14 protein-coding genes are annotated in these 19,404 nt (G+C 36.4%); 7 read left to right on the forward strand and 7 right to left on the reverse strand.

What is annotated here, in order from left to right; all coding sequences use genetic code 11:
- Positions 1-112 precede the first annotated feature (112 nt).
- Entirely contained in the window at positions 113-2,455 is a 2,343-nt protein-coding gene (locus AC07UM_RS06395) for a TonB-dependent receptor domain-containing protein (RefSeq protein ID WP_494681728.1), read from the reverse strand.
- A gap of 94 nt (positions 2,456-2,549) precedes the next feature.
- On the opposite strand from AC07UM_RS06395, the gene AC07UM_RS06400 reads away from it, so the two are divergent.
- Together AC07UM_RS06400 and AC07UM_RS06405 are read left to right on the forward strand one after the other, a co-directional pair.
- The gene (locus tag AC07UM_RS06400; RefSeq protein ID WP_494681729.1) at positions 2,550-5,351 is read left to right on the forward strand and encodes a GH92 family glycosyl hydrolase; all 2,802 of its coding nucleotides are present in this window, start codon (positions 2,550-2,552) and stop codon (positions 5,349-5,351) included.
- A gap of 15 nt (positions 5,352-5,366) precedes the next feature.
- Complete coding sequence (locus AC07UM_RS06405; protein WP_494681730.1) at positions 5,367-6,137, forward strand: hypothetical protein; 771 nt, start codon at positions 5,367-5,369, stop codon at positions 6,135-6,137.
- A gap of 69 nt (positions 6,138-6,206) precedes the next feature.
- Here the strand turns inward: AC07UM_RS06405 and AC07UM_RS06410 are convergent, their stop codons facing one another.
- A complete protein-coding gene (locus AC07UM_RS06410) occupies positions 6,207-6,929 on the reverse strand; it encodes a phytanoyl-CoA dioxygenase family protein (protein WP_494681731.1) in 723 nt (240 codons plus the stop codon).
- Positions 6,930-6,935: 6 nt separating this feature from the next.
- Entirely contained in the window at positions 6,936-8,186 is a 1,251-nt protein-coding gene (locus tag AC07UM_RS06415; RefSeq protein WP_494681732.1) for a dicarboxylate/amino acid:cation symporter, read from the reverse strand.
- Between the two features lie 220 nt (positions 8,187-8,406).
- On the opposite strand from AC07UM_RS06415, the gene AC07UM_RS06420 reads away from it, so the two are divergent.
- From AC07UM_RS06420 to AC07UM_RS06435, 4 genes are all read left to right on the forward strand, one after another.
- Positions 8,407-8,895 carry a BON domain-containing protein gene (locus AC07UM_RS06420; protein ID WP_494681733.1) on the forward strand — a complete coding sequence of 163 codons (489 nt, stop codon included), beginning with the start codon at positions 8,407-8,409 and terminating at the stop codon, positions 8,893-8,895.
- Between the two features lie 6 nt (positions 8,896-8,901).
- Entirely contained in the window at positions 8,902-9,321 is a 420-nt protein-coding gene (locus tag AC07UM_RS06425; protein WP_103231700.1) for an SH3 domain-containing protein, read from the forward strand.
- A gap of 96 nt (positions 9,322-9,417) precedes the next feature.
- Positions 9,418-12,183 (forward strand): outer membrane beta-barrel protein, encoded by a 2,766-nt coding sequence (locus AC07UM_RS06430; RefSeq protein ID WP_494681734.1) that lies wholly within the window; start codon positions 9,418-9,420, stop codon positions 12,181-12,183.
- A 281-nt stretch (positions 12,184-12,464) separates the two neighbouring features.
- Positions 12,465-14,324 carry a CocE/NonD family hydrolase gene (locus AC07UM_RS06435; RefSeq protein ID WP_494681735.1) on the forward strand — a complete coding sequence of 620 codons (1,860 nt, stop codon included), beginning with the start codon at positions 12,465-12,467 and terminating at the stop codon, positions 14,322-14,324.
- 144 nt (positions 14,325-14,468) lie between these two features.
- On the opposite strand, the gene AC07UM_RS06440 is transcribed toward AC07UM_RS06435, so the two are convergent.
- From AC07UM_RS06440 to speB, 4 genes are all read right to left on the reverse strand, one after another.
- Complete coding sequence (locus AC07UM_RS06440) at positions 14,469-15,077, reverse strand: alpha-ketoglutarate-dependent dioxygenase AlkB family protein (RefSeq protein WP_300686998.1); 609 nt, start codon at positions 15,075-15,077, stop codon at positions 14,469-14,471.
- A gap of 15 nt (positions 15,078-15,092) precedes the next feature.
- A complete protein-coding gene (locus AC07UM_RS06445) occupies positions 15,093-16,490 on the reverse strand; it encodes a toxin-antitoxin system YwqK family antitoxin (protein WP_494681736.1) in 1,398 nt (465 codons plus the stop codon).
- A 161-nt stretch (positions 16,491-16,651) separates the two neighbouring features.
- A complete protein-coding gene (locus AC07UM_RS06450) occupies positions 16,652-17,512 on the reverse strand; it encodes a bifunctional helix-turn-helix domain-containing protein/methylated-DNA--[protein]-cysteine S-methyltransferase (protein WP_494681737.1) in 861 nt (286 codons plus the stop codon).
- 68 nt (positions 17,513-17,580) lie between these two features.
- Positions 17,581-18,441, reverse strand: coding sequence for an agmatinase (gene speB / locus AC07UM_RS06455; protein WP_494681738.1), 861 nt, complete (start codon positions 18,439-18,441; stop codon positions 17,581-17,583).
- Positions 18,442-18,638: 197 nt separating this feature from the next.
- On the opposite strand from speB, the gene AC07UM_RS06460 reads away from it, so the two are divergent.
- Entirely contained in the window at positions 18,639-19,298 is a 660-nt protein-coding gene (locus AC07UM_RS06460; protein ID WP_494681739.1) for an HAD family hydrolase, read from the forward strand.
- The last annotated feature ends 106 nt before the right edge of the window (positions 19,299-19,404 follow it).

Raw genomic sequence — 19,404 nt, forward strand, 5'->3', positions numbered from 1 at the left:
CTCTGATGAAGGAAGAATCTCTCATCTTTAATAAGATTCTTCCTTCGTCGGAATGACATACATCATAAAACGACTTAAGTATTTTAATTTTTCACAACTTAAATCTAAACGATTAATTAGCTCTGTTTTTCTCATCAAACCTTACATTGCGGTCCATCCCTTTTACTTTTTTATTTCCGAAAGTATAAGTGGCGGATACCGTAAGTCTTCTGGCATCGTAATAATTATTATAAGAATGTGTTCCTGTGGTATAATATATTTCACCCACACTTTTTCCCTGCTTTAAAATATCGGACACAAAAATATTCAGCTGAAGACTTTTTTCCATCAGGTTCAACTTAAGGCCTGATGTAAAATTTCCTGCAAACTTCATATATGAATTTCCCGAATTGGAAGGCAGACGAAACCAATAGTTGAGAATCAGCTGCACTGTTTTGCTTGGGTTGAGCGAGATATTATTCTGAAAATCGAAATCATAGCTGTTTCCTTTTCTTGAAAGGGCATCAGTCGCAAAAACATCAGTGTTCATATAAGAGTAATTGGCCGAATAATTAGCCTCCCATTTTTTGAAAAAAGTATCTGAATAGTTCAATGAAACTCCCATGCTGTTCTGATTATAGTAGTTTTCAAAGGTACTCACTCTATTTTCACCTTTCAGATTAGCCAATTGACCAAATGCGTCTACGGTTCTCTGAAAATAAGCTGATGCTGATAATTTTCCTTTATAGACATAGGAAAATTCAAAATTATGATTGATAGAGGGTTTCAGGAAAGGGTTTCCGGTAAAGTAAGAGTTGATATTGATATACCATCGGTACGGATTGATCGCCCGAAATCCCGGTCTGTTGATCCTTTTGGAATAATTCAGGTTGAAAGTATGGTTTTCATTGCTTTTATAGGAAACATAAGCGGTAGGAAAAAACTTTCCGTAAGAATTTTCAGTCTGCTGTCCGGAGGTTAAAGAATTTCCATTCACAACAGAGTATTCATAGCGAAGTCCTGCTTTTGCCGACCATTTTTCATTGAAAGCCTTTTCAAAGCTGATATAAGCCGCATAGTTTTTCTCGTTATACTCAAACTCATTGCTTTTCAGAGGATCTGTAACGTAATTTCCGCTCGTTAGATTCTGATAGAAAATGTTAGAATTATTATCAAAATTTGTGAATTTCACTCCTGTTTCGGTCTTTGCAAACGGGTAAGGAAGAGTAAGATCTGCCTGTCCGGAATAGATTTTATAATCGACCATTGATGGGGATTTTACAACAAACCGATCTCCAGAACTTTCGGTGGTTGTAAAATCAATAGTAGTCTCAGGAACATTAGAGAAATAATTCCCTGTAATGCTCAGTTTATTGTCTTGTTTCCCAAATTTAAGATCATAATACACACTGGCCGTGTGCTGTTTACCTGTAGCCCTGTGCTCCGCATAAGTAAGCAGTGTATTGGTATAATTACCATTCTGGAAATAGTTTGAAGTATTCGTGATATCCATATTGGAATGCCCGAATCCGAAATCATAAATAAATCCAATAGTAGACTTTTTGCCCAACTGATAATCCAGACTCAAATTGGCTCCAAGCCCATCTCCAAAATCTCTTCTGTTATCATTGCTCTTAAGACCGTCTGCTCCTTCTATCCAATAATTTTCATAAGAATGCTTTTCATTTTTATTTTGTCTTAACTTCAATGAAGTGCGCAATTTTTCATTTTGATAGTTAATTGTTGCACTATTTGAATTTCCTGTATAAGTCGTCTGCTGCAGACTGGAAGTAAAACTTCCGTTCCATCCGAGATTTTGATTTTTCTTCAAAACAATATTGATCAGGCCACTGTTTCCCTGCGCTTCGTACTTAGCAGGAGGTGAAGTAATAACTTCAATCTTTTCTATATTTTCAGATCGAAGACTTTTAAGGTAAGTAACAAGTTCCGCATCTGACAAATTCAGAATTCGGTCGTTGATCATTACTGCTACTCCACTTTTTCCAACAATGGAAACGCCGGTATTATCATCTACTTTTACCAATGGTGTTGTTGCAAGGGCATCCGCCCCATCCATTCCCTGTGAAGCAACAGAATTGGAAACATTGAAGACCAGTCTGTCTGCTTTTCTCTCAATCAGTTTTTTTCTGGCAGTAAGCGTAACGCCTTCGATCTGCTTTTCTTTCTTTTTTTCAATAAAAAAATCCTGTTTCACGACTCCGTTTACCATCAATTCTTTATTGGATATTTCTACACCATCCTGTATAAGCTTTATATTATAGGTTCCGTTTTCTGAAAGTCTCAGTGAATAATTTCCGTTTTCATCTGAAATAGCAGTCTGCTTTTTCTGATCTTTTACCACAATTACCTCAACATAAGGTACCGCATTTCCAGTTTGGGAGATTTTTCCTGTTATCGTTTGGGCAAATACAGCTGCCGGCAACAGCATAATTAGAGAAAGTAAGGTCTTCTTCATGAATGTAATAGTTTTCTATAAGACAAGCTATCCGTCTCTTTTATTACATCTGTTTTCCTGTTTTTCAATATCTTCGCTTTTATAAAATCAGAACATGAAAAAAGGGCTTATTGCATTTTCTTTATTTATTACTCAGATCATTTCCGCACAAAACTATTCACAATATGTCAATCCGTTTATAGGAACTGGCGGCCATGGCCATACTTTTCCGGGTGCCATCGTTCCATTTGGGATGGTACAGCTTTCTCCGGATACGAGAATTGACGGAAGCTGGGACGGATGCAGCGGATATCATTATTCGGATTCTGTGATCTATGGTTTTTCTCATACTCACCTCAACGGAACAGGAGTTTCAGATTACGGAGATATTATGCTGATGCCCACGATGGGAAACCCGAGCCTGAACAGTAAAGAGTATTCTTCAAAGTTTTCGCATAAAAATGAAAAAGCAGCGGCAGGATTTTATGCTGTGAAATTAGATAAAAATAATATTGATGTTCGTCTTACTACCACCAAAAGAGTAGGCTACCACGAATATACATTCAACAATGCTGGAAGTGCCAATATCATTTTAGACCTCAACCATAGAGATAAGCTTCTGGAAGGTGAAGTAAAGGTCATTGATGACAAAACCATTGAGGTTTTCAGAAGAAGTGAAGCCTGGGCTACCAACCAATATATCTATGCCAGAATTGAGTTTTCAAAACCTATGAAAATTTCAAAAAAAGAGGTCAACGGAAAACAGGAAACTCATCTTTTTACCGGAACAAAGCTTGCGCTGGCATTTTCAACCCAAGTTAAAAAAGGAGAAAAGATCAATGTAAAAGTGTCCATTTCTCCTACAGGCTATGAAGGAGCGGAAAAAAATATGCTGGCAGAGGGACAATCCAAAGATTTTGAAGCAGTAAAAAAGCAAGCGGAAGCAGATTGGGACAAAGAACTTTCAAAAATTGAAGTGAAGTCCGATGATAAAAATAAATTAGCTGTTTTTTACACCGCTTTATATCATGTGTTTACACAACCCAACATCAATATGGATGTTGACGGAAGATACCGGGGCAGGGACAATAAGCTTTATAACACAAAGGGCTTTGATTATTATACGGTATTCTCTCTTTGGGACACCTTCAGAGGCGCTCACCCGCTGATGACTTTAATCGATAGAAAAAGGACTGCTGATTTTATCAATACCTTTATTAAACAATACGAACAGGGAGGGAAACTTCCTGTATGGGAACTGGCTTCCAATGAAACAGAATGCATGATCGGGTACCACTCCGTTTCTGTGATTGCAGATGCTATGGCTAAAGGAATTCAGGGATTTGATTATGAAAAGGCATTTCAGGCAGCCAAAGGCTCAGCGATGCAGGATATTTTCGGGTTGAATGCTTATAAACAGAATAATTATATCAGTATCGATGATGAACATGAAAGTGTTTCCAAAACAGTAGAATATGCCTATGACGACTGGTGTATTGCCCAGATGGCAAAAATTTTAGGCAAAAAAGAAGACTATCAGTATTTCATGAAACGTTCTCAGAACTGGAAAAATCTCTATAACCCCAAAACGGGTTTTATGCAGCCAAGAAAGAACGGAAACTGGTATGAACCTTTTGATCCGAGAGAAGTGAATAACAATTATACAGAAGGAAACTCATGGCATTATTCTTATTCTGTACAGCAGGACATTCCAGGGCTTATTGCTGCCCATGGAGGAAAAGAAAAATTTGAGCAGTTCATTGATGCCATTTTCACTGCTCCGGATACAACAACAGGAAGAGAGCAGGTAGATATCACAGGATTGATGGGACAATATGCTCAGGGAAATGAGCCAAGCCACCATATTGCTTACCTGTACAATTTTGTAGACAAACCTGAAAAAACAGATGCCAAAATAAAATACATCCTTGACAATTTTTATAAAAACACCCCTGACGGACTCATTGGAAATGAAGACTGCGGGCAGATGAGCGCCTGGTATGTTTTAAGCTCAATAGGAATCTATTCTGTTACCCCGGGGCTTCCTGAATGGGAAACGACAACGCCTTATTTTGATGAAATTAAAATTCACCTTGAAGACGGTACTACCCGAACGATTACTAAAAACACAGGCAGAGCGGAACTAAAAAAACTTGGATTTGAAAATGTAAAACCTGCTAAGGATTTTAAATATACAGAACAAACGGCTTCACCGGTCATTGCAGCCGACAGAATCTTCGATTTTTCTACTAAAGTTGAGATCACTCCATTGAACCCTAATGACAAGGTATATTATATGACCATGGATGATAGTGACAGTAACAAAAGAAAGACATTCTCTACCTACAAAGAACCATTTTCTATCACAAAAACAACCCAGGTGATGGCTTACGCTGAAAGAAACGGAGAAAAAAGCTCTGTAACAAGAGCCAATTTCAACAGAAGACCTAATTATTGGGATATCAATATCCTTTCAAAAGTTACTCCACAGTATAGCGCTACCGGAAAACTAGCTCTTATTGACGGAATCACAGGGGATGTCAACTGGAGAAAAGGGGAATGGCATGGATATCAGGGACAGAATTTTGAAGCCATCATTGATTTTAAATCTCCCAAGCAGATTAACTCATTATCTTCCTCTTATCTTCAGGACAGCAGAGCATGGATTCTGATGCCTAAAAAAGTGGAATACTACGCTTCTATGAACGGGAAAGATTTTATTCTTCTGAAAACCATTGAAAATGACATTGATGCTAAAGATGAGAAGGTACAGATCAAAGATTTTTCTACTGAAATTCTTCCTACCGAAGCCCGATACATCAAAGTAAAAGCCTACTACTTTGGAAAACTTCCGGAATGGCACCAGGGTGCCGGAGGAGATGCTTATATTTTCATTGACGAAATTTCCGCAAAATAAAAACTATTGCTACACATGAAAAAATTATCATTACTACTCTTTTTACTTTTAAGTACCATAAAAGTTTCAGCCTGTAAATGTGTATATGAAACATTATCACAGAATTATTTAAATGCCAGCATTGTGGGCATTATTAAAATTGTAAGAGTGTATGATGAAAACACCGAGCAAAGAACATATAAAGCAGATATTGAATTTGAAAAAGTGTACAAGGGAACAACAACATTTAAAACAATGAATGTAAGAGGGCTAATTGGAAACTCCTATTCCGGAGCTTGTGAAGTTGATGTATTGCCCAATGAAAGATATTTGATCTTTTTAAACCAATCCAATAACACCTACTCCATCTCATCCTGTACTCCAAAATCAAAATTGGGAAGTAGACCAACAAAAGCTGAAAAATCGTGGCTGAAAAATCAGGAAAAAGTCTTTACCTACTTAGATAATAATAAATTCAGGTTTATGGGCTTACAGTTTACCCGTTGCTATGATGAATTCCAAACTGAATATAAATCTGATTTATCAAAAATCAGTGGATTTAAACCTAAGCAGCCTTTTGCCATTTATAAAGTAAAAATAAATGAAAGATCAAAAATTCAGGAAATTACTCCTGTTACAACTTTTGGAAGTAAGGATAGTACGATAGAAAAGATACTGAAAACTAATATGATCGTCTCCACGCCGGTATCTTTCTGGAATCCCAACCCAAAAGAAGCTCTGCTCTTTCTCTCTTACAACAAAGAAAATATAAATGACCCATACGGTAAAGTCGTATCTTGTGACTAAAATAATTCCTTCTTTCAGCATCCAACCATAAAAAATCGCCCTTCGAAAATTCGAAGGGCGCGTTTTTTATCAATTCATTCTTTCGGACCATTGCAGGACTTCCGGAAGTTCCCTATCAGAAAATTCGATGTGGATTACTCTTCTTTTCTTTCCGTTGGTGGTTCGGTTTGAACCGTGAAGAGTCAAAGGCTTCATAATCATGATTCCACCCTTTTCTACGTTGCAGATTTCTTCTGTTTCTACAGTCCAGTCTATGGTTTCCGGTCTGTAAATACCTTTTGCATGAGATTTTGGAACTACTTTCAAAGCTCCATTATTTTCATCAGTATCATCCAGATGGATTCTGATAGTATAAATGTTTTCCAAAATATTCAGTGGAGGCTGTACGGCAAACTGATTTTGTTTGGTTGTCCATGGACCAAAATTGGCAAGCTCCAGTTTTTTATCCACAGAAATAGTAAGATCCTGATGATAGGCTACATACCAATTGGAGGTTTCAGGCTTATCAAAATAGATGCTTTTGACCACAAAATATTTTTCTCCGAAGATTTCTTTCACCACTTTCTGAATATTGTCATTGAAAACAAGGTCTTTGATTTCGGGAACTTCTTTTAAAAACTGTCTTATCGCAAACAGGTCTTCAGACTTTCTGAAATTCTCTTTTGAGGTATCTATATGCTGCAGAACATGGTTTATTTCTTCAAGTTCTTTCTGTGAAAACATAGCATTGATAACAGCAAAGCCATATTCAAGAATATGGCTTTTATTATTTTCTAAGTTATTTAAACTCATTGATATTTAAATTTTGTCTAATGGCTCAGTTAATTGTCCTTCCCATTTCGAAACTGCTGAAGTAGCCAATGTATTTCCTAATACGTTCGTCATACTTCTACCCATATCACAGAAATGGTCAATTGGTAAAATCAAAGCGATTCCTTCCGGTGGAATACCGAACATAGAACATGTTGCCACAATAATAACCAAAGAAGCTCTCGGAACACCGGCAATCCCTTTTGAGGTAAGCATCAATACCAAAAGCATAGTAATTTGTTGTCCAAGGCTCATTTCGATTCCGTAGATCTGTGCAATAAAGATTGAAGCAAATGTCATATACATCATACTTCCATCCAGATTGAATGAATATCCTAAGGGCAAAATAAAGGATACTACTCTGCTGTTACACCCGAATTTTTCAAGCTCTTCCACCAATTTCGGGAATACAGCTTCTGAACTCGTTGTAGAGAAAGCGATCAGTAATGGCTCTTTAATCCTTCTTAACAGGTCAAAAAGACGGTTTCCTAAGATAAAATATCCTACCAGTAAAAGAACCAGCCAAAGAACTCCTATAGCAAAGAAGAAGTCTCTCAGATAAATAGCATATACTTTGAAGATTTCAAAACCATTGGTAGCCACTACTGCTGCAATAGCTCCCAATACTCCCAACGGAGCAAACCACATGATATATCCTACCATTTTAAGGATAGCATGAGCAATGATATCAAAAAGCTTCACTACAGGTTTAGAATACTCTTCACCTAAATTCGCCAGTGCCACTCCAAACATCACAGCAAATATCACGATCTGCAATACTTCATTGGTAGCAAAGGCTTCAAATAAACTTTTAGGGATCATATGCTTTACAAAGTCTTCCATGGAAAAACTTTTGCTGCTTTTAAGAAGTTCATCAGCAGAGGCTACGTCCTGAATCGGTAATTTTGTGACATGTCCCGGTTCCAGCCAGTTAACGAGGATCAACCCTATAAAAAGGGAAACCAGAGAAGCTGAAATAAACCAAAGCATGGCTTTTGTTCCTACTCTTCCGATCATTTTAATATCACTCATTTTGGCAATACCCACCACCAAAGTCGTAAAAACCAAAGGAGCAATAATCATCTGTACCAACCTGATAAAAACCGTTCCCAACAGTTTTATGTTTTTGGAAAAGGGTTCTGCATTCTCAGGATATTTCACATGTACAATACCTCCAATTCCTACTCCCACAAGAAGGGCAATGATAATTGCTATAAAAAGTTTATTCTGTCCTTTCATATATATAGTTCAATTTGCGCAAATATAATGGTTTTTCAATTGGCAGAAGATTTTCTTCAAATGGGATGAATTTTACATTAAGTTTTTGATCCCTAAAAATTAAAACCTTGATTTAGAAAATATTGTAAAAAAATTAAGAAACATTTATTGAATTTTTATTCTTTTGGTACAAATTTTATTATTACATTTGATTGTATAACAACATTAATAAATATACAATATGAAAAAAACTATTGCAATGGCTGCATTAGCTGTAGCTGTATCTTTCGGTGCTATTTCTTGTAAAAAGAAAGTTTCTGATGCCGATCTTCAGACTCAGGCTACAACGGTAGTAACAACTAATCCCAACGCTTCTGTTGAAGTAAAAGAAGGTGTAGCTCACTTAAGCGGAACTTTCGCAGATCAACAATCTAAAGATGCAATGATTGCAAAATTAAAAGCGATCAACGGTGTAAAAGACGTAATGGATATGTCTACTGTTGCAGTTGCTACTCCTGTAGCACCTGTTGAAACTTCTTCTGCTGTAGACCCTGCTGTTCAGAAAAAAGTTCAGGATGCAGTGAAGGATTTCCCTTCTGTAAAAGTAGAAGTTGTAAACGGACAGCTTACTCTTACAGGAAACGTTTCCGGCCTACAGGCTAGAAAGATCAAGGAATCTGTAGATGCTTTGAAAATCGGAAAGTATAACAACAACCTAATCGTAAAATAATTTAAAATGGGCGAATTACAAGATAAATATTCAAGCGTAGTTTCAGCGGCGCAGTCTGCAGGAATCTCAAACCTTCAGGTTCAGGAGCAGGACGGAATTCTTTATGTTTCCGGAAATGCTTCCAATACTGCGGCTAAAGATGCTGTATGGAATGCTTTAGGAGCTATTGATTCTACTTATTCTGCTTCAGATATTAATATTGATGTGCAGGTTGCAGGTCTTACTTCAGGAGCTTCTTTAACTGTTGCTACTGAAGATTCTAACCTGAATATCAGACAGGAACCTTCTACTGAAGCTGCCGTTGTAGGTAAAGCTGCTAAAGGTGCTTCTGTAACGCTGATCGAACAAACTTCTGATGACTGGTGGAAAGTAAAAACGGCTGACGGTCAGGAAGGATATGCTTATTCAAGATATTTAAGAGCATAATTTTTATTAAAAAATAATAAATTTTCACAAAAAAAGCATAGAGACATCCCAACTTTGGGATGTTTTTATATTTTTACGGCTCTGAAAAAAAAACTAATGAAGAAAACTCTGTTGTTATTGGCTTTGATGTTCACTGCCTTTATCCTGCATGCACAAAAATTACACCTCGACGGAAAAATCTTAGATTCTGAAAAGAAAGCGATAGAAAATGCTACCGTCTATCTTTTAAAAGAAAAAGATTCATCCATTGTCAACTACACAGCCACCAATAAAGAAGGTAAATTCTCACTGAAACTAGATGATATAAAAGAGCCTTCTATTCTGAAAATTGACGCCGATAAATTATCTTCCTATTCTAAAAAATTTCAAAAAATAGATCAGTCGTTATCCTTAGGAGATATTCAACTTGAAAAGCAGGGTATCGTTAATACTATTGATGAGGTGAAGATCACCGTATCTCCTGTAAAGATTAAAAAAGACACCATTGAATTCAGTGCAGCCGCTATAAAAGTTCGCCCTGACAGTAAAATTGAGGAACTTCTGAAGCAGATCCCCGGTGTAGAAATCAGCAATGAAGGGAAGATTACAGTTAATGGAAAAGAGGTAGATCAGATCATGATCAACGGAAAGCCCTTCTTTGATAAAGATGGTAAAATTGCCCTTCAGAACTTACCTGCAGATATCATTAAGAATATCCAGTTTACAACGACCAAAACAAAGGAAGAAGAGCTTAGCGGGAAAACTGCCAAATCTCAGAATACCACCATCAATTTTAATATTGACGAAAAGAAAAATAAAGGCTTGCTGACAAGGCTTACAGTCGGCTACGGATCAGACAAGAGGTATGAAGGAAGCGGACTGGCCAGCTATTTTAAAGGCGACACGAAAGTAAGTATTCTTGCCTCTTCCAATAATATCAATTCTCAGGGGTTTTCCAGAGATGAGGTTTTCGACAGTATGGGGAACGGCCGGAATGCCTGGATGATGCAGGGAGGATCTGTCTCTACGACTGGAAATGTTACCTATTACAATCAGGGAGGCAGTACAAAAGGAATTCAAAGGTCTACAACAATTGGGTTAAACTACAGTGACAAGCTGGGAAAAGATGCCGATCTGGACTCTTTCAGTCTCATGCATTCGGATTCTAATACCGAAACAAGATCCAAAGTTTCAAGATCTACACTTCTGCCCAGCTATACTCTTCAGACCAATTCTGAAAGCAACGGTGAAAATGAATCCAAACAATACAGCTTCGATACTTCAGCCAAAATCAGACTGGATTCTCTGACAAGTATTTACATTTCACCAAGATTTAGCAAAAACAGCAGTTTCAGTTTTAATAATTCACAATCATCTACTTTAAAGAATGGCAGTCTTTTGAATGAAAGTAATTCTTATTCCCGCAATGATTCAGAAAACAACTCATTTAATCCTTACATCTATTTTTCAAGAAAATTCAAGAAAAAAGGACGAGTACTTTCAGCCAATATGAACAGTGCAATTTCTGAGTCTACAAGGGATAATCTCAACCAATCACAGAACACATTCTATCAGGAAAATGCAACGACTGTTGACAACAGAGATCAATTAGCCAGAAATAAGAACCAGAACAGTACTTTTAATTTCAGGGCAGGATATACAGAACCTGTTTCCGATTCATCTAGCGTAAGTTTTGAAGTAAAATACGAAACAAGATCAGCCAGAGATCTGAGGAACGTGAACGATTTTGATAATGCTACCGGAGATTACACCAAATACAACCAGCTTTTATCCAACAATATGAAGCAGAGAATCAATCAAATTTCTCCTGAAATCACTTACCAGATTAGCAAAAACAAATTAAATTTCTGGGCTACTGCAAATCTTGATATTTCGGATATGAAAGTAAACTCCATCTATAACGGACAACAATATGACCTTCAGAAAAGTTTTGTATTGCCTGAATATAATCTAAACCTTTATTACACACTGGGAGAAGGGAAAGTTTTAAGTGTTTACAACTATTCCAACTTTACAATTCCTACTGCAGAGCAACTGACTCCATATAAAGATGAATCTAATCCTTTGGCTACTTTTCAGGGAAATCCTGATTTGAAAAATACATGGACTAACAACCTTTATTTGTATTTCAACAATTATAACAAAGTAAAAGATCTGAGCTACTATTTTAATATTGGTTTTACCTACAGAAATAATGACATTATCAATTTTACCAAATATGATAATGCCGGAAAACAAATTGTTACCTATGATAATGTAAGTGGAAATAAAAGCATCAACGCCGGCGGAGGTTTCAGTAAGACTCTGAAATGGAAAAATAACAAGCTGACCATCAACCCGAGATTCAGCATGAATTATGCTTATAATAATGGTTTTATTGACGGACAATCTTTTACCAGTAATTCTTACAACCTTAATCCCGGTCTTAATCTTATCTATGAAATCAAGGATAAAATGACCATTAAACCTTCCTACAGACTTGGATACAGCTTTTCAAATTATACCAATTACAATGTGAAGAGTGTCAATACCGCCAATCAGGCATTGAAACTGGAACTGACCAACTATATGCTGCAGGGTAGATTTGTATTTGGAAATGATTTTGAATACAATACCAATTCTAATATTGCTCCGGGCTTTAAAAAGGATTTTTATTTCTGGAATACCAGTCTGGGCTACTCATTCTATAAAAAACAGTTTACAGCGAAAGTGAAAATCTATGATGTATTAAATCAAAACCAAAGTATAAAAAGAACCATCACAGATTCTTATTTCGAAGACCGTGAAGATCTTATCCTGAAACGATACATCATGTTCTCCATCAGTATGAAACTGAATAAGTTTGCTGGTAAAAAAATGTAAAAGAATCAACTTTTACTTATATTTTTTTCTGATAATAGCCGGACTTTTCCGGTTATTTTTATGGATATGCATACGCTTTTGAAAAACTTCGATATTCACGAAAATTACAATTAATGCAGTGAAAATCTTCTCTGTCGGGAAGAGGGAAATTGACAAATTTGACGGAGTGATTTACCACAATAGAGTATCCCATTTTAGTAAAAGCTCATAACAAAACCCTTTTTAACAGAAGATTTATCCAGAAAAGTTTTTTATTTTTAAATTAGCAGTAAATTTTTTTTATGAAAATCCATATTTCAATATTATGTATTCTTTTTTTCATTCTTGGAAAAGCTCAGAAGACAGAGCAGAAAGATACTTTCGTTAAAGACAATTTCACCAAGAAAGAATTTTATATTCCGATGCGTGATGGAGTGAAGCTTTTCACAGCTGTGTATATCCCGAAAGATATATCAAACAAGAACAAATATCCGTTTCTGATGCAGAGAACCTGCTACAGCATTGCACCCTACGGAGAAAATGAATATAAAACAAAGGTAGGTCCCAACGCCTATCTTATGAAAGACAAGTATATTTTCGTGTATCAGGATGTACGTGGAAGATATATGAGTGAAGGTACATTTACGAATATGACTCCTCAGGTAGAGCGTAAAACCAAAAAAGATGTTGACGAAAGTACAGATACTTATGATACCATAGAGTGGCTTTTGAAAAATATCAAAGACAACAATGCTAAAGTGGGTCAGTTTGGAACGTCTTACCCTGGATTCTATACGGCTGTAGGGACACTTGCGCAGCACCCTGCTCTGGTTGCTTCCTCTCCTCAGGCTCCAATTTCTGATTTCTGGAATGATGATTTCCTTCACAACGGGAGATTTATGCTTGGATATTTCAGAACCTTTCCTGTGTTTGGAGTTCAGAAAACAAAACCGGAAGACAAAGCCTGGTATATGGATTCTTTCATCAAACAGACTTCTGAAGATGGCTTAAAGTTTTACAGAGATCTTGGAACTTTGAAAGATGCTTATGAAAAATATTATAAGAATAATTTCTTTATGACAGAAATTATGAATCATACCAACTACGATGAATTCTGGCAAAAAAGAAATCTTCTGCCTCATTTGAAGAATATCAATCATGCTGTAATGACTGTGGGTGGATGGTTCGACGCTGAAGATCTTTCCGGTCCTCTGAATATTTATAAAACCATCGAAAAAACAAGTCCTAAAGCAAAAAACACCATTGTAATGGGACCTTTCTCTCACGGTGGCTGGTCACAGGAACAAGGAAAACATTTCCATAGTGAAACCTATTTTGGTGACAGCATTGCAACTTATTACCAGAAAAATGTTGAAACAAAATTCTTCAACCACTACCTGAAAGGCAACACAAAAGAAGATGCCGGACTTCCTGAAGCGCTGATGTATGACACAGGAGCTAAAGAATGGAAAGAATTTGCATCTTATCCACCTAAAAATGCACAGAAAGTTAACTTCTATCTGGCAGATAAAACCTTGAAAAAGGCTTCAGGCCAGGGATATTCTGAATATTACAGTGATCCTAACAATCCTGTTTTAAGTTCAGATCATCTAAAGGATTTCAACGGATTCACTCCAAGAAATTACATGTCAGAAGACCAGAGATTTGCAGTAGGAAGACCTGATGTATTAACCTTCACTACAGATGTGCTGACTGATGATATTGCCTTTGCCGGAGAAATCATGGCCAAACTGAATATTGCATCCACATCTACAGATGCCGATTTTGCAGTAAAATTAATTGATGTATATCCTGAAGATTTCAAACCTGCAGAAAAGAAAGATGGAGTTATTTATGGTAACTATCATCAGATGGTAAGAAGTGAAATCATGCCTGCAAGATTCAGAAATACGAGAGAAAAGGGAGAAGCTCTGGTTCCTAATCAGAAAACGGCTGTTAATTTCAGACTTCAGGATGTAGTTCATACATTCAAAAAGGGACATAAAATCCAGATTCAGATCAGCAGTACGTGGTTCCCGCTTTTCGCTATCAATCCGCAGAAATTCATGGATAATCCAAATTTTGCAACGAAAGAGGATTACACCAAAGCGTTTATCAAAGTATATGATGACAGCTCTATTGAAGCTGAAGTTTTAAAATAAATTGAAAAAGCTGTTCGTTTGAACAGCTTTTTTTGTTTTTGAGAACTTGAAGTTTATTTTTAGATTTTGTCTAAAGTCAAATGAATTTGTTGTTTTTGTTCAAGTGGGCTAAATCCCACTCCTATTGATCCGGAAGCAATACACTTAATCTTCAATCGTTCTGAAGGTCAGATTTACTCTGGGAGTTTTCACTTTTGTAGTGGGTGGAAGCCTGTGAAGCCAATTGTCCTGAGTGGTTCCTTTCATAATTAATAAACTTCCGTTTTCCAGGAATATTTCTACCTTTTCTTTGGTCGTTTTATGCTTGAATAAAAATTTTCTTTCCGCTCCAAAAGTAAGAGAAGCAATTGCACCATGCTTTTTTAAATCTGTCTCACCATCGCTGTGATACGCCATGCCTTCGCTTCCGTCATGGTATAAATTGAGCAGACATGAATTATAGGTTTCTCCGGAAACTTCCTCACACTTCTTCTTCAATTCTAATAATTCCGGAGTCCATAATTTGGCATATTTTGTTCTTTTTGAATAGGTATATTCAAAAGGTTTATCTCCAAACCAGGCAACTTTTCTCTTGGTTAAAATCAATTTTCCAAAGATTAATGCTTCATCATTTTCCCATGGAATCTGATTGAGCAGGTAATTATAAAAATGGTCAGATTTTTCTTTAGAGAAAACCTTTCCATAATAATGAACGGTTCCGTCATACGGAAGTATGCTGAGAGGATAGTCGGATATTTCTTCGAAGAGACTCATCATTATTTTAAAATTTTATATACAGAAAATTATAACGACCAGAATAACTACAACGACCAGAAGTAACTTCAGCCGTTCATATAAGATCTCATCCTTCTTTATTTTTGTCCCTTGAATATCCCTGGCTTTTTTTTCAAGTTCTTTTATTTTTTCTTCATCTTCCTTTTGCCTTACTGTATTCCTGTAACTTTCCATCGAATACTCCCAAATAATCTCCTCCGTTAAAGGAATCTGTTTTATGCTTTTGAAATCATGAATGGCAATGGATTCTATTTTACCTTCTCTATTCCAGTTTTTTGTCAACCTGAGTTCTCCATTTTTATAGATAAATTCATAACCGATATTCCGGTGATCCAAGGGATTTTCAATGTCACTGGAATCTGATTGGTCATCATAATAATATACTGACTTTCCTGTAGGTTTTCCAAGAGAAAAGCTTTTGATATTACTTACTTTTCCGTTTTCGTACCAATGCTTAAAATCGCCATCCGGAAGATCATTGATATAGAATCCCTCTGCTCTTTTTCTGTCGTCAGGATATAAAAATGTAACTAGCCCGTTCTTGAAATATTTTTTAAGGGAACTTTCAGGGTTATTCTTAAAATAGTTATTTTTTCCATGCCAGTTTTCGTAGAAATGATTAAACTGCCACGGAAAGATGAGTCTTGAAATATCTTCCAGATCGATTTCAAATTCTGATTTGTGTTCCGGTACAAATTTGATAACAGCACAAGGCGGATCAATTCCAAGGTTCCTGTATGCACAAAGCTTATGATGCCCATCCAGAATATATTCGTGCGAATAATCATCTTCTAAAAATTTTCCAGTAAAAAGAATGGCAAACGGCCGCGCACCAGATGAAATAAGGCTTTCATAATGTTCTATAAGGTTGATATTGATCTCTTCTTTGGATTTCCAGGCTACAAAAGGCTGTTCATATTCATTGAAACGATGAGTACCATTGTAAGTTCCGTGAAAAGTATAATCGTATATGATATTCTGTTCTAACTTGTCGTCATATTTTTTGATCTCTTTTTCTACGTCTTGCCTGTCAAGCCTTTCTTCTGCAAAAGCAGCAATACGACCAGAATCCTTATGTATTTTGTGTACAGTAAAATCAAGATGGTACTTCCCGTTTTTTAATACCAGCAGTAAAGGTTTCAAAATATCAAACAAATCCTCTTTCCGGTCTGTATAATCTACATCAAGATCAATATCCTGCAGTTTATTATGAATTAAGTGTTTACTTTCTTTATCTATAGGAAGCAATACCAGGTTTTCATCTCCAGGATCATCACAGTCATCCCACAGAAAAAGTACCGGACTGTTTCCTATCGTAAGACTTTCACTATAGTATTTAGGTTCATAACTTATGGAAAGTAAATTGGGCCCTTCTTTAATTTCAAAATTCATGGTGATGAATGTCAATTCGAAATATTACACACTTTGACAATCTAAAGGTAATACAAAACATAAATCGAACAAATAATTTTCAAAGATAGATACTAAAAAATTCATCACCAGAAGGGTTTTAGCCAAAACCTAAGTTTATGAATTCCTTGTTTAGTAATAGATTATGGTAAAATAGAATTTTCAGAGTACATATGCGAACCTTCCCAACCCATCATCAGCTGTTTCCTTTCAATTCCCCAGCGATACCCGCCGAGATGTCCGGTAGACTGTATTACACGATGACATGGAATAAGAAATGCTACAGGATTACTTCCAATAGCTGTTCCAACTGCTCTTGAAGCTTTAGGATTTCCTATTTTTTCTGCCAGGTTGCCATATGTAGACAGTTTCCCCATGGGAATCGTCAACAGACTTTCCCAGACTTTAAGCTGAAAATCGGTGCCTTTTAAGTGTAATTTTATTGTGTTGAGTTTCGTCCAGTCTTTATCGAATATGGACAATGCGTTCTTTTGAAGTGCATCTTGTTTTTCAATAAAAGAAGCATTGGGGAACTTCTTTTCCAGCTCCCCTAATGCTGTTTCTTTATCGTTTTCAAAAGCCATATGGCAAATTCCTTTTTCTGTAGAAGCTACCAGGATATTTCCAAACGGACTTTCTGAAAAACTATAATTGATGGCAAGACTTTTCCCCCCGTTTTTATATTCTGCCGGAGACATTCCTTCTATTTTTACAAACATATCATGCAATCTGCTTGTACTGGAAAGTCCCGTTTCATAAGCGGTATCAAAAATACTTGCCTTTTCTTCCTTCAATAAATTTTTAGCATGTTCAAGACTGATGAACTGTAAAAATTTTTTCGGACTTGTTCCTGCCCAATCAGTGAAGATTTTCTGAAAATGGGCCGGACTTAAGTGAATATTCTCTGCCACTTCCTCCAAACTCGGCTGAAGTCTGAAATTGCTCTGGATATACTCTATCGCTTTAGCAATTCTGTTGTAATCTATTTGACTTTGTGTGGACATTTCGTATTGTTTTACCTCACAAATTTCCAAAGAATATACGGCAGAAAAAATCCGATTCTTGCGGAATATTAGTTATCGTTGTTATAAATATCGTTATAAGCAAGCATTTTATAATATAACTTAGCCGCAAGGAAAGCGGTTGGCTTAGCCATTGGAGAATCCATCAATTCTACAATATCAAATGCCACTACATTACATTTTTCGAATACTTTTCTTAATAATTCCAATGTTGGATACCATTGTAATCCACCCGGTTCAGGAGTTCCTGTAGAAGGAGCGATAGAAGGGTCGAAAGCATCAAGGTCAATGGTAATATATACATTTCCTGAAACTTTTTCCAATACATCATTCACCCAGTTTTCGTTGTTCGCGATTTCATGAGCAAAGAATACTCTTCCTTCCGGCAGATACTGAGCTTCTTCAATATCCATAGAACGAATTCCCACCTGTACAAGGTTATGTTTCTGGTTAGCTTCAAATACAGCACAAGCATGGTTTGAAGTAGATCCGTGAAAATCAGGGCGTAAGTCTGTGTGAGCATCTAGTTGAAGAACGGTAAGGTTTTCAAATTTCTCCCCTACTGCACGGATAGAACCGATGGAAACAGAATGCTCACCACCGAATAATGTGAAAACTTTTCCTTCATTGTTCAAGAGCTCTTTAGTTTTTTGATAAACAGCTTCTGTCATCGCTTCCGGCGTTGAGTTTTCAGAAACATCTCCTGCTAAATAAACTCCCTGAAGGTAAGGTTCTGTTTGTGTTTCAATGTCATAAAGCTCCATGTTTTCAGAAGCGTTTAAAAATAATTCCGGACCTTTATCAGCTCCTTTACCCCATGTTGAAGTTCCATCATAAGGAACAGTTACCAACATTACTTTCGAATTCTCTAACGTTGCGTTTTCCTCGGGAATTCCTGCGTATGTTCTCATGCTTTATTTAAAAATTTTAATGTTTTAAAATTGAAATATTGGTCACAAAGATACGAAGAGTTTACGAGTTGGAGAGTAAGAGTGTTGGAGAGTTTATGAGTTACAGACTATCCCCTGACTACCTGTTACCCATCATCTATTACCTCTTCCCTTTCCACTTTCAACTCAAATAGCTATTTTTGTACAAAACTCATAATATGCCTTTAAAAGCTGTTCTTTTCGATATGGATGGAGTAATTGTAGATACAGAACCATTGCATAGAAAAGCTTATTTCAAAACTTTTGATGAACTGGAAATTGCCGTTTCCGAAGAGTTGTACACCTCTTTTACCGGGGCTTCCACCAAAAGAGTCTCCGAAACTTTGATTAATGAATTCAATTTACATCAAACTTACGAAACCATTGCACAGATCAAAAGATCTCATTTCAAAGAATACTTTTATAATGATGATGAATTTGATTTAATTCCGGGGGTCAGAAAACTGATTGAGCATTATCATGAAAATGGTATCAAGCTGATACTGGCTTCTTCTGCTACGATGACAACCATCAATATGGTTTTCGAAAAGTTCGGGCTTGAGAAATATTTCAGCGGAAAGATCAGTGGTGCTGATTTAAAAGAATCCAAACCTCATCCTGAAGTTTTCTTACTGGCTGCGGAGATGGCTGGTGAATCGGTAGAAAACTGTATGGTAATTGAAGACTCTACCAATGGAATTCTGGCAGCCCACAGAGCTAAGATCTTCTGTGCAGCTTACAGAAGCCCCCATTCAAAAAATCAGGATTATACATTGGCAGATACTGTCATTTCGGATTATGAAGATCTCGAACTGGATAAAGTTTCAAAATATTTTTAAATAATAAAGTTTTCCATAAACAGTACCTTTAAAATTTCTGCTTGATTTATATATTACAATGTAAACTGCAATAGTTTTCATTTCTATTGATCTCCTCATAGCCAGA

This window comes from Chryseobacterium sp. GW821-FHT04C04 (assembly GCF_059420365.1).

Coding starts and splice junctions, on each gene's coding strand:
- AC07UM_RS06395 (WP_494681728.1), bottom strand. CDS start 2,455: ATGAAGAAGACCTTACTTTCTCTAATTATGCTGTTGCCGGCAGCTGTA.
- AC07UM_RS06400 (WP_494681729.1), top strand. CDS start 2,550: ATGAAAAAAGGGCTTATTGCATTTTCTTTATTTATTACTCAGATCATT.
- AC07UM_RS06405 (WP_494681730.1), top strand. CDS start 5,367: ATGAAAAAATTATCATTACTACTCTTTTTACTTTTAAGTACCATAAAA.
- AC07UM_RS06410 (WP_494681731.1), bottom strand. CDS start 6,929: ATGAGTTTAAATAACTTAGAAAATAATAAAAGCCATATTCTTGAATAT.
- AC07UM_RS06415 (WP_494681732.1), bottom strand. CDS start 8,186: ATGAAAGGACAGAATAAACTTTTTATAGCAATTATCATTGCCCTTCTT.
- AC07UM_RS06420 (WP_494681733.1), top strand. CDS start 8,407: ATGAAAAAAACTATTGCAATGGCTGCATTAGCTGTAGCTGTATCTTTC.
- AC07UM_RS06425 (WP_103231700.1), top strand. CDS start 8,902: ATGGGCGAATTACAAGATAAATATTCAAGCGTAGTTTCAGCGGCGCAG.
- AC07UM_RS06430 (WP_494681734.1), top strand. CDS start 9,418: ATGAAGAAAACTCTGTTGTTATTGGCTTTGATGTTCACTGCCTTTATC.
- AC07UM_RS06435 (WP_494681735.1), top strand. CDS start 12,465: ATGAAAATCCATATTTCAATATTATGTATTCTTTTTTTCATTCTTGGA.
- AC07UM_RS06440 (WP_300686998.1), bottom strand. CDS start 15,077: ATGAGTCTCTTCGAAGAAATATCCGACTATCCTCTCAGCATACTTCCG.
- AC07UM_RS06445 (WP_494681736.1), bottom strand. CDS start 16,490: ATGAATTTTGAAATTAAAGAAGGGCCCAATTTACTTTCCATAAGTTAT.
- AC07UM_RS06450 (WP_494681737.1), bottom strand. CDS start 17,512: ATGTCCACACAAAGTCAAATAGATTACAACAGAATTGCTAAAGCGATA.
- speB (WP_494681738.1), bottom strand. CDS start 18,441: ATGAGAACATACGCAGGAATTCCCGAGGAAAACGCAACGTTAGAGAAT.
- AC07UM_RS06460 (WP_494681739.1), top strand. CDS start 18,639: ATGCCTTTAAAAGCTGTTCTTTTCGATATGGATGGAGTAATTGTAGAT.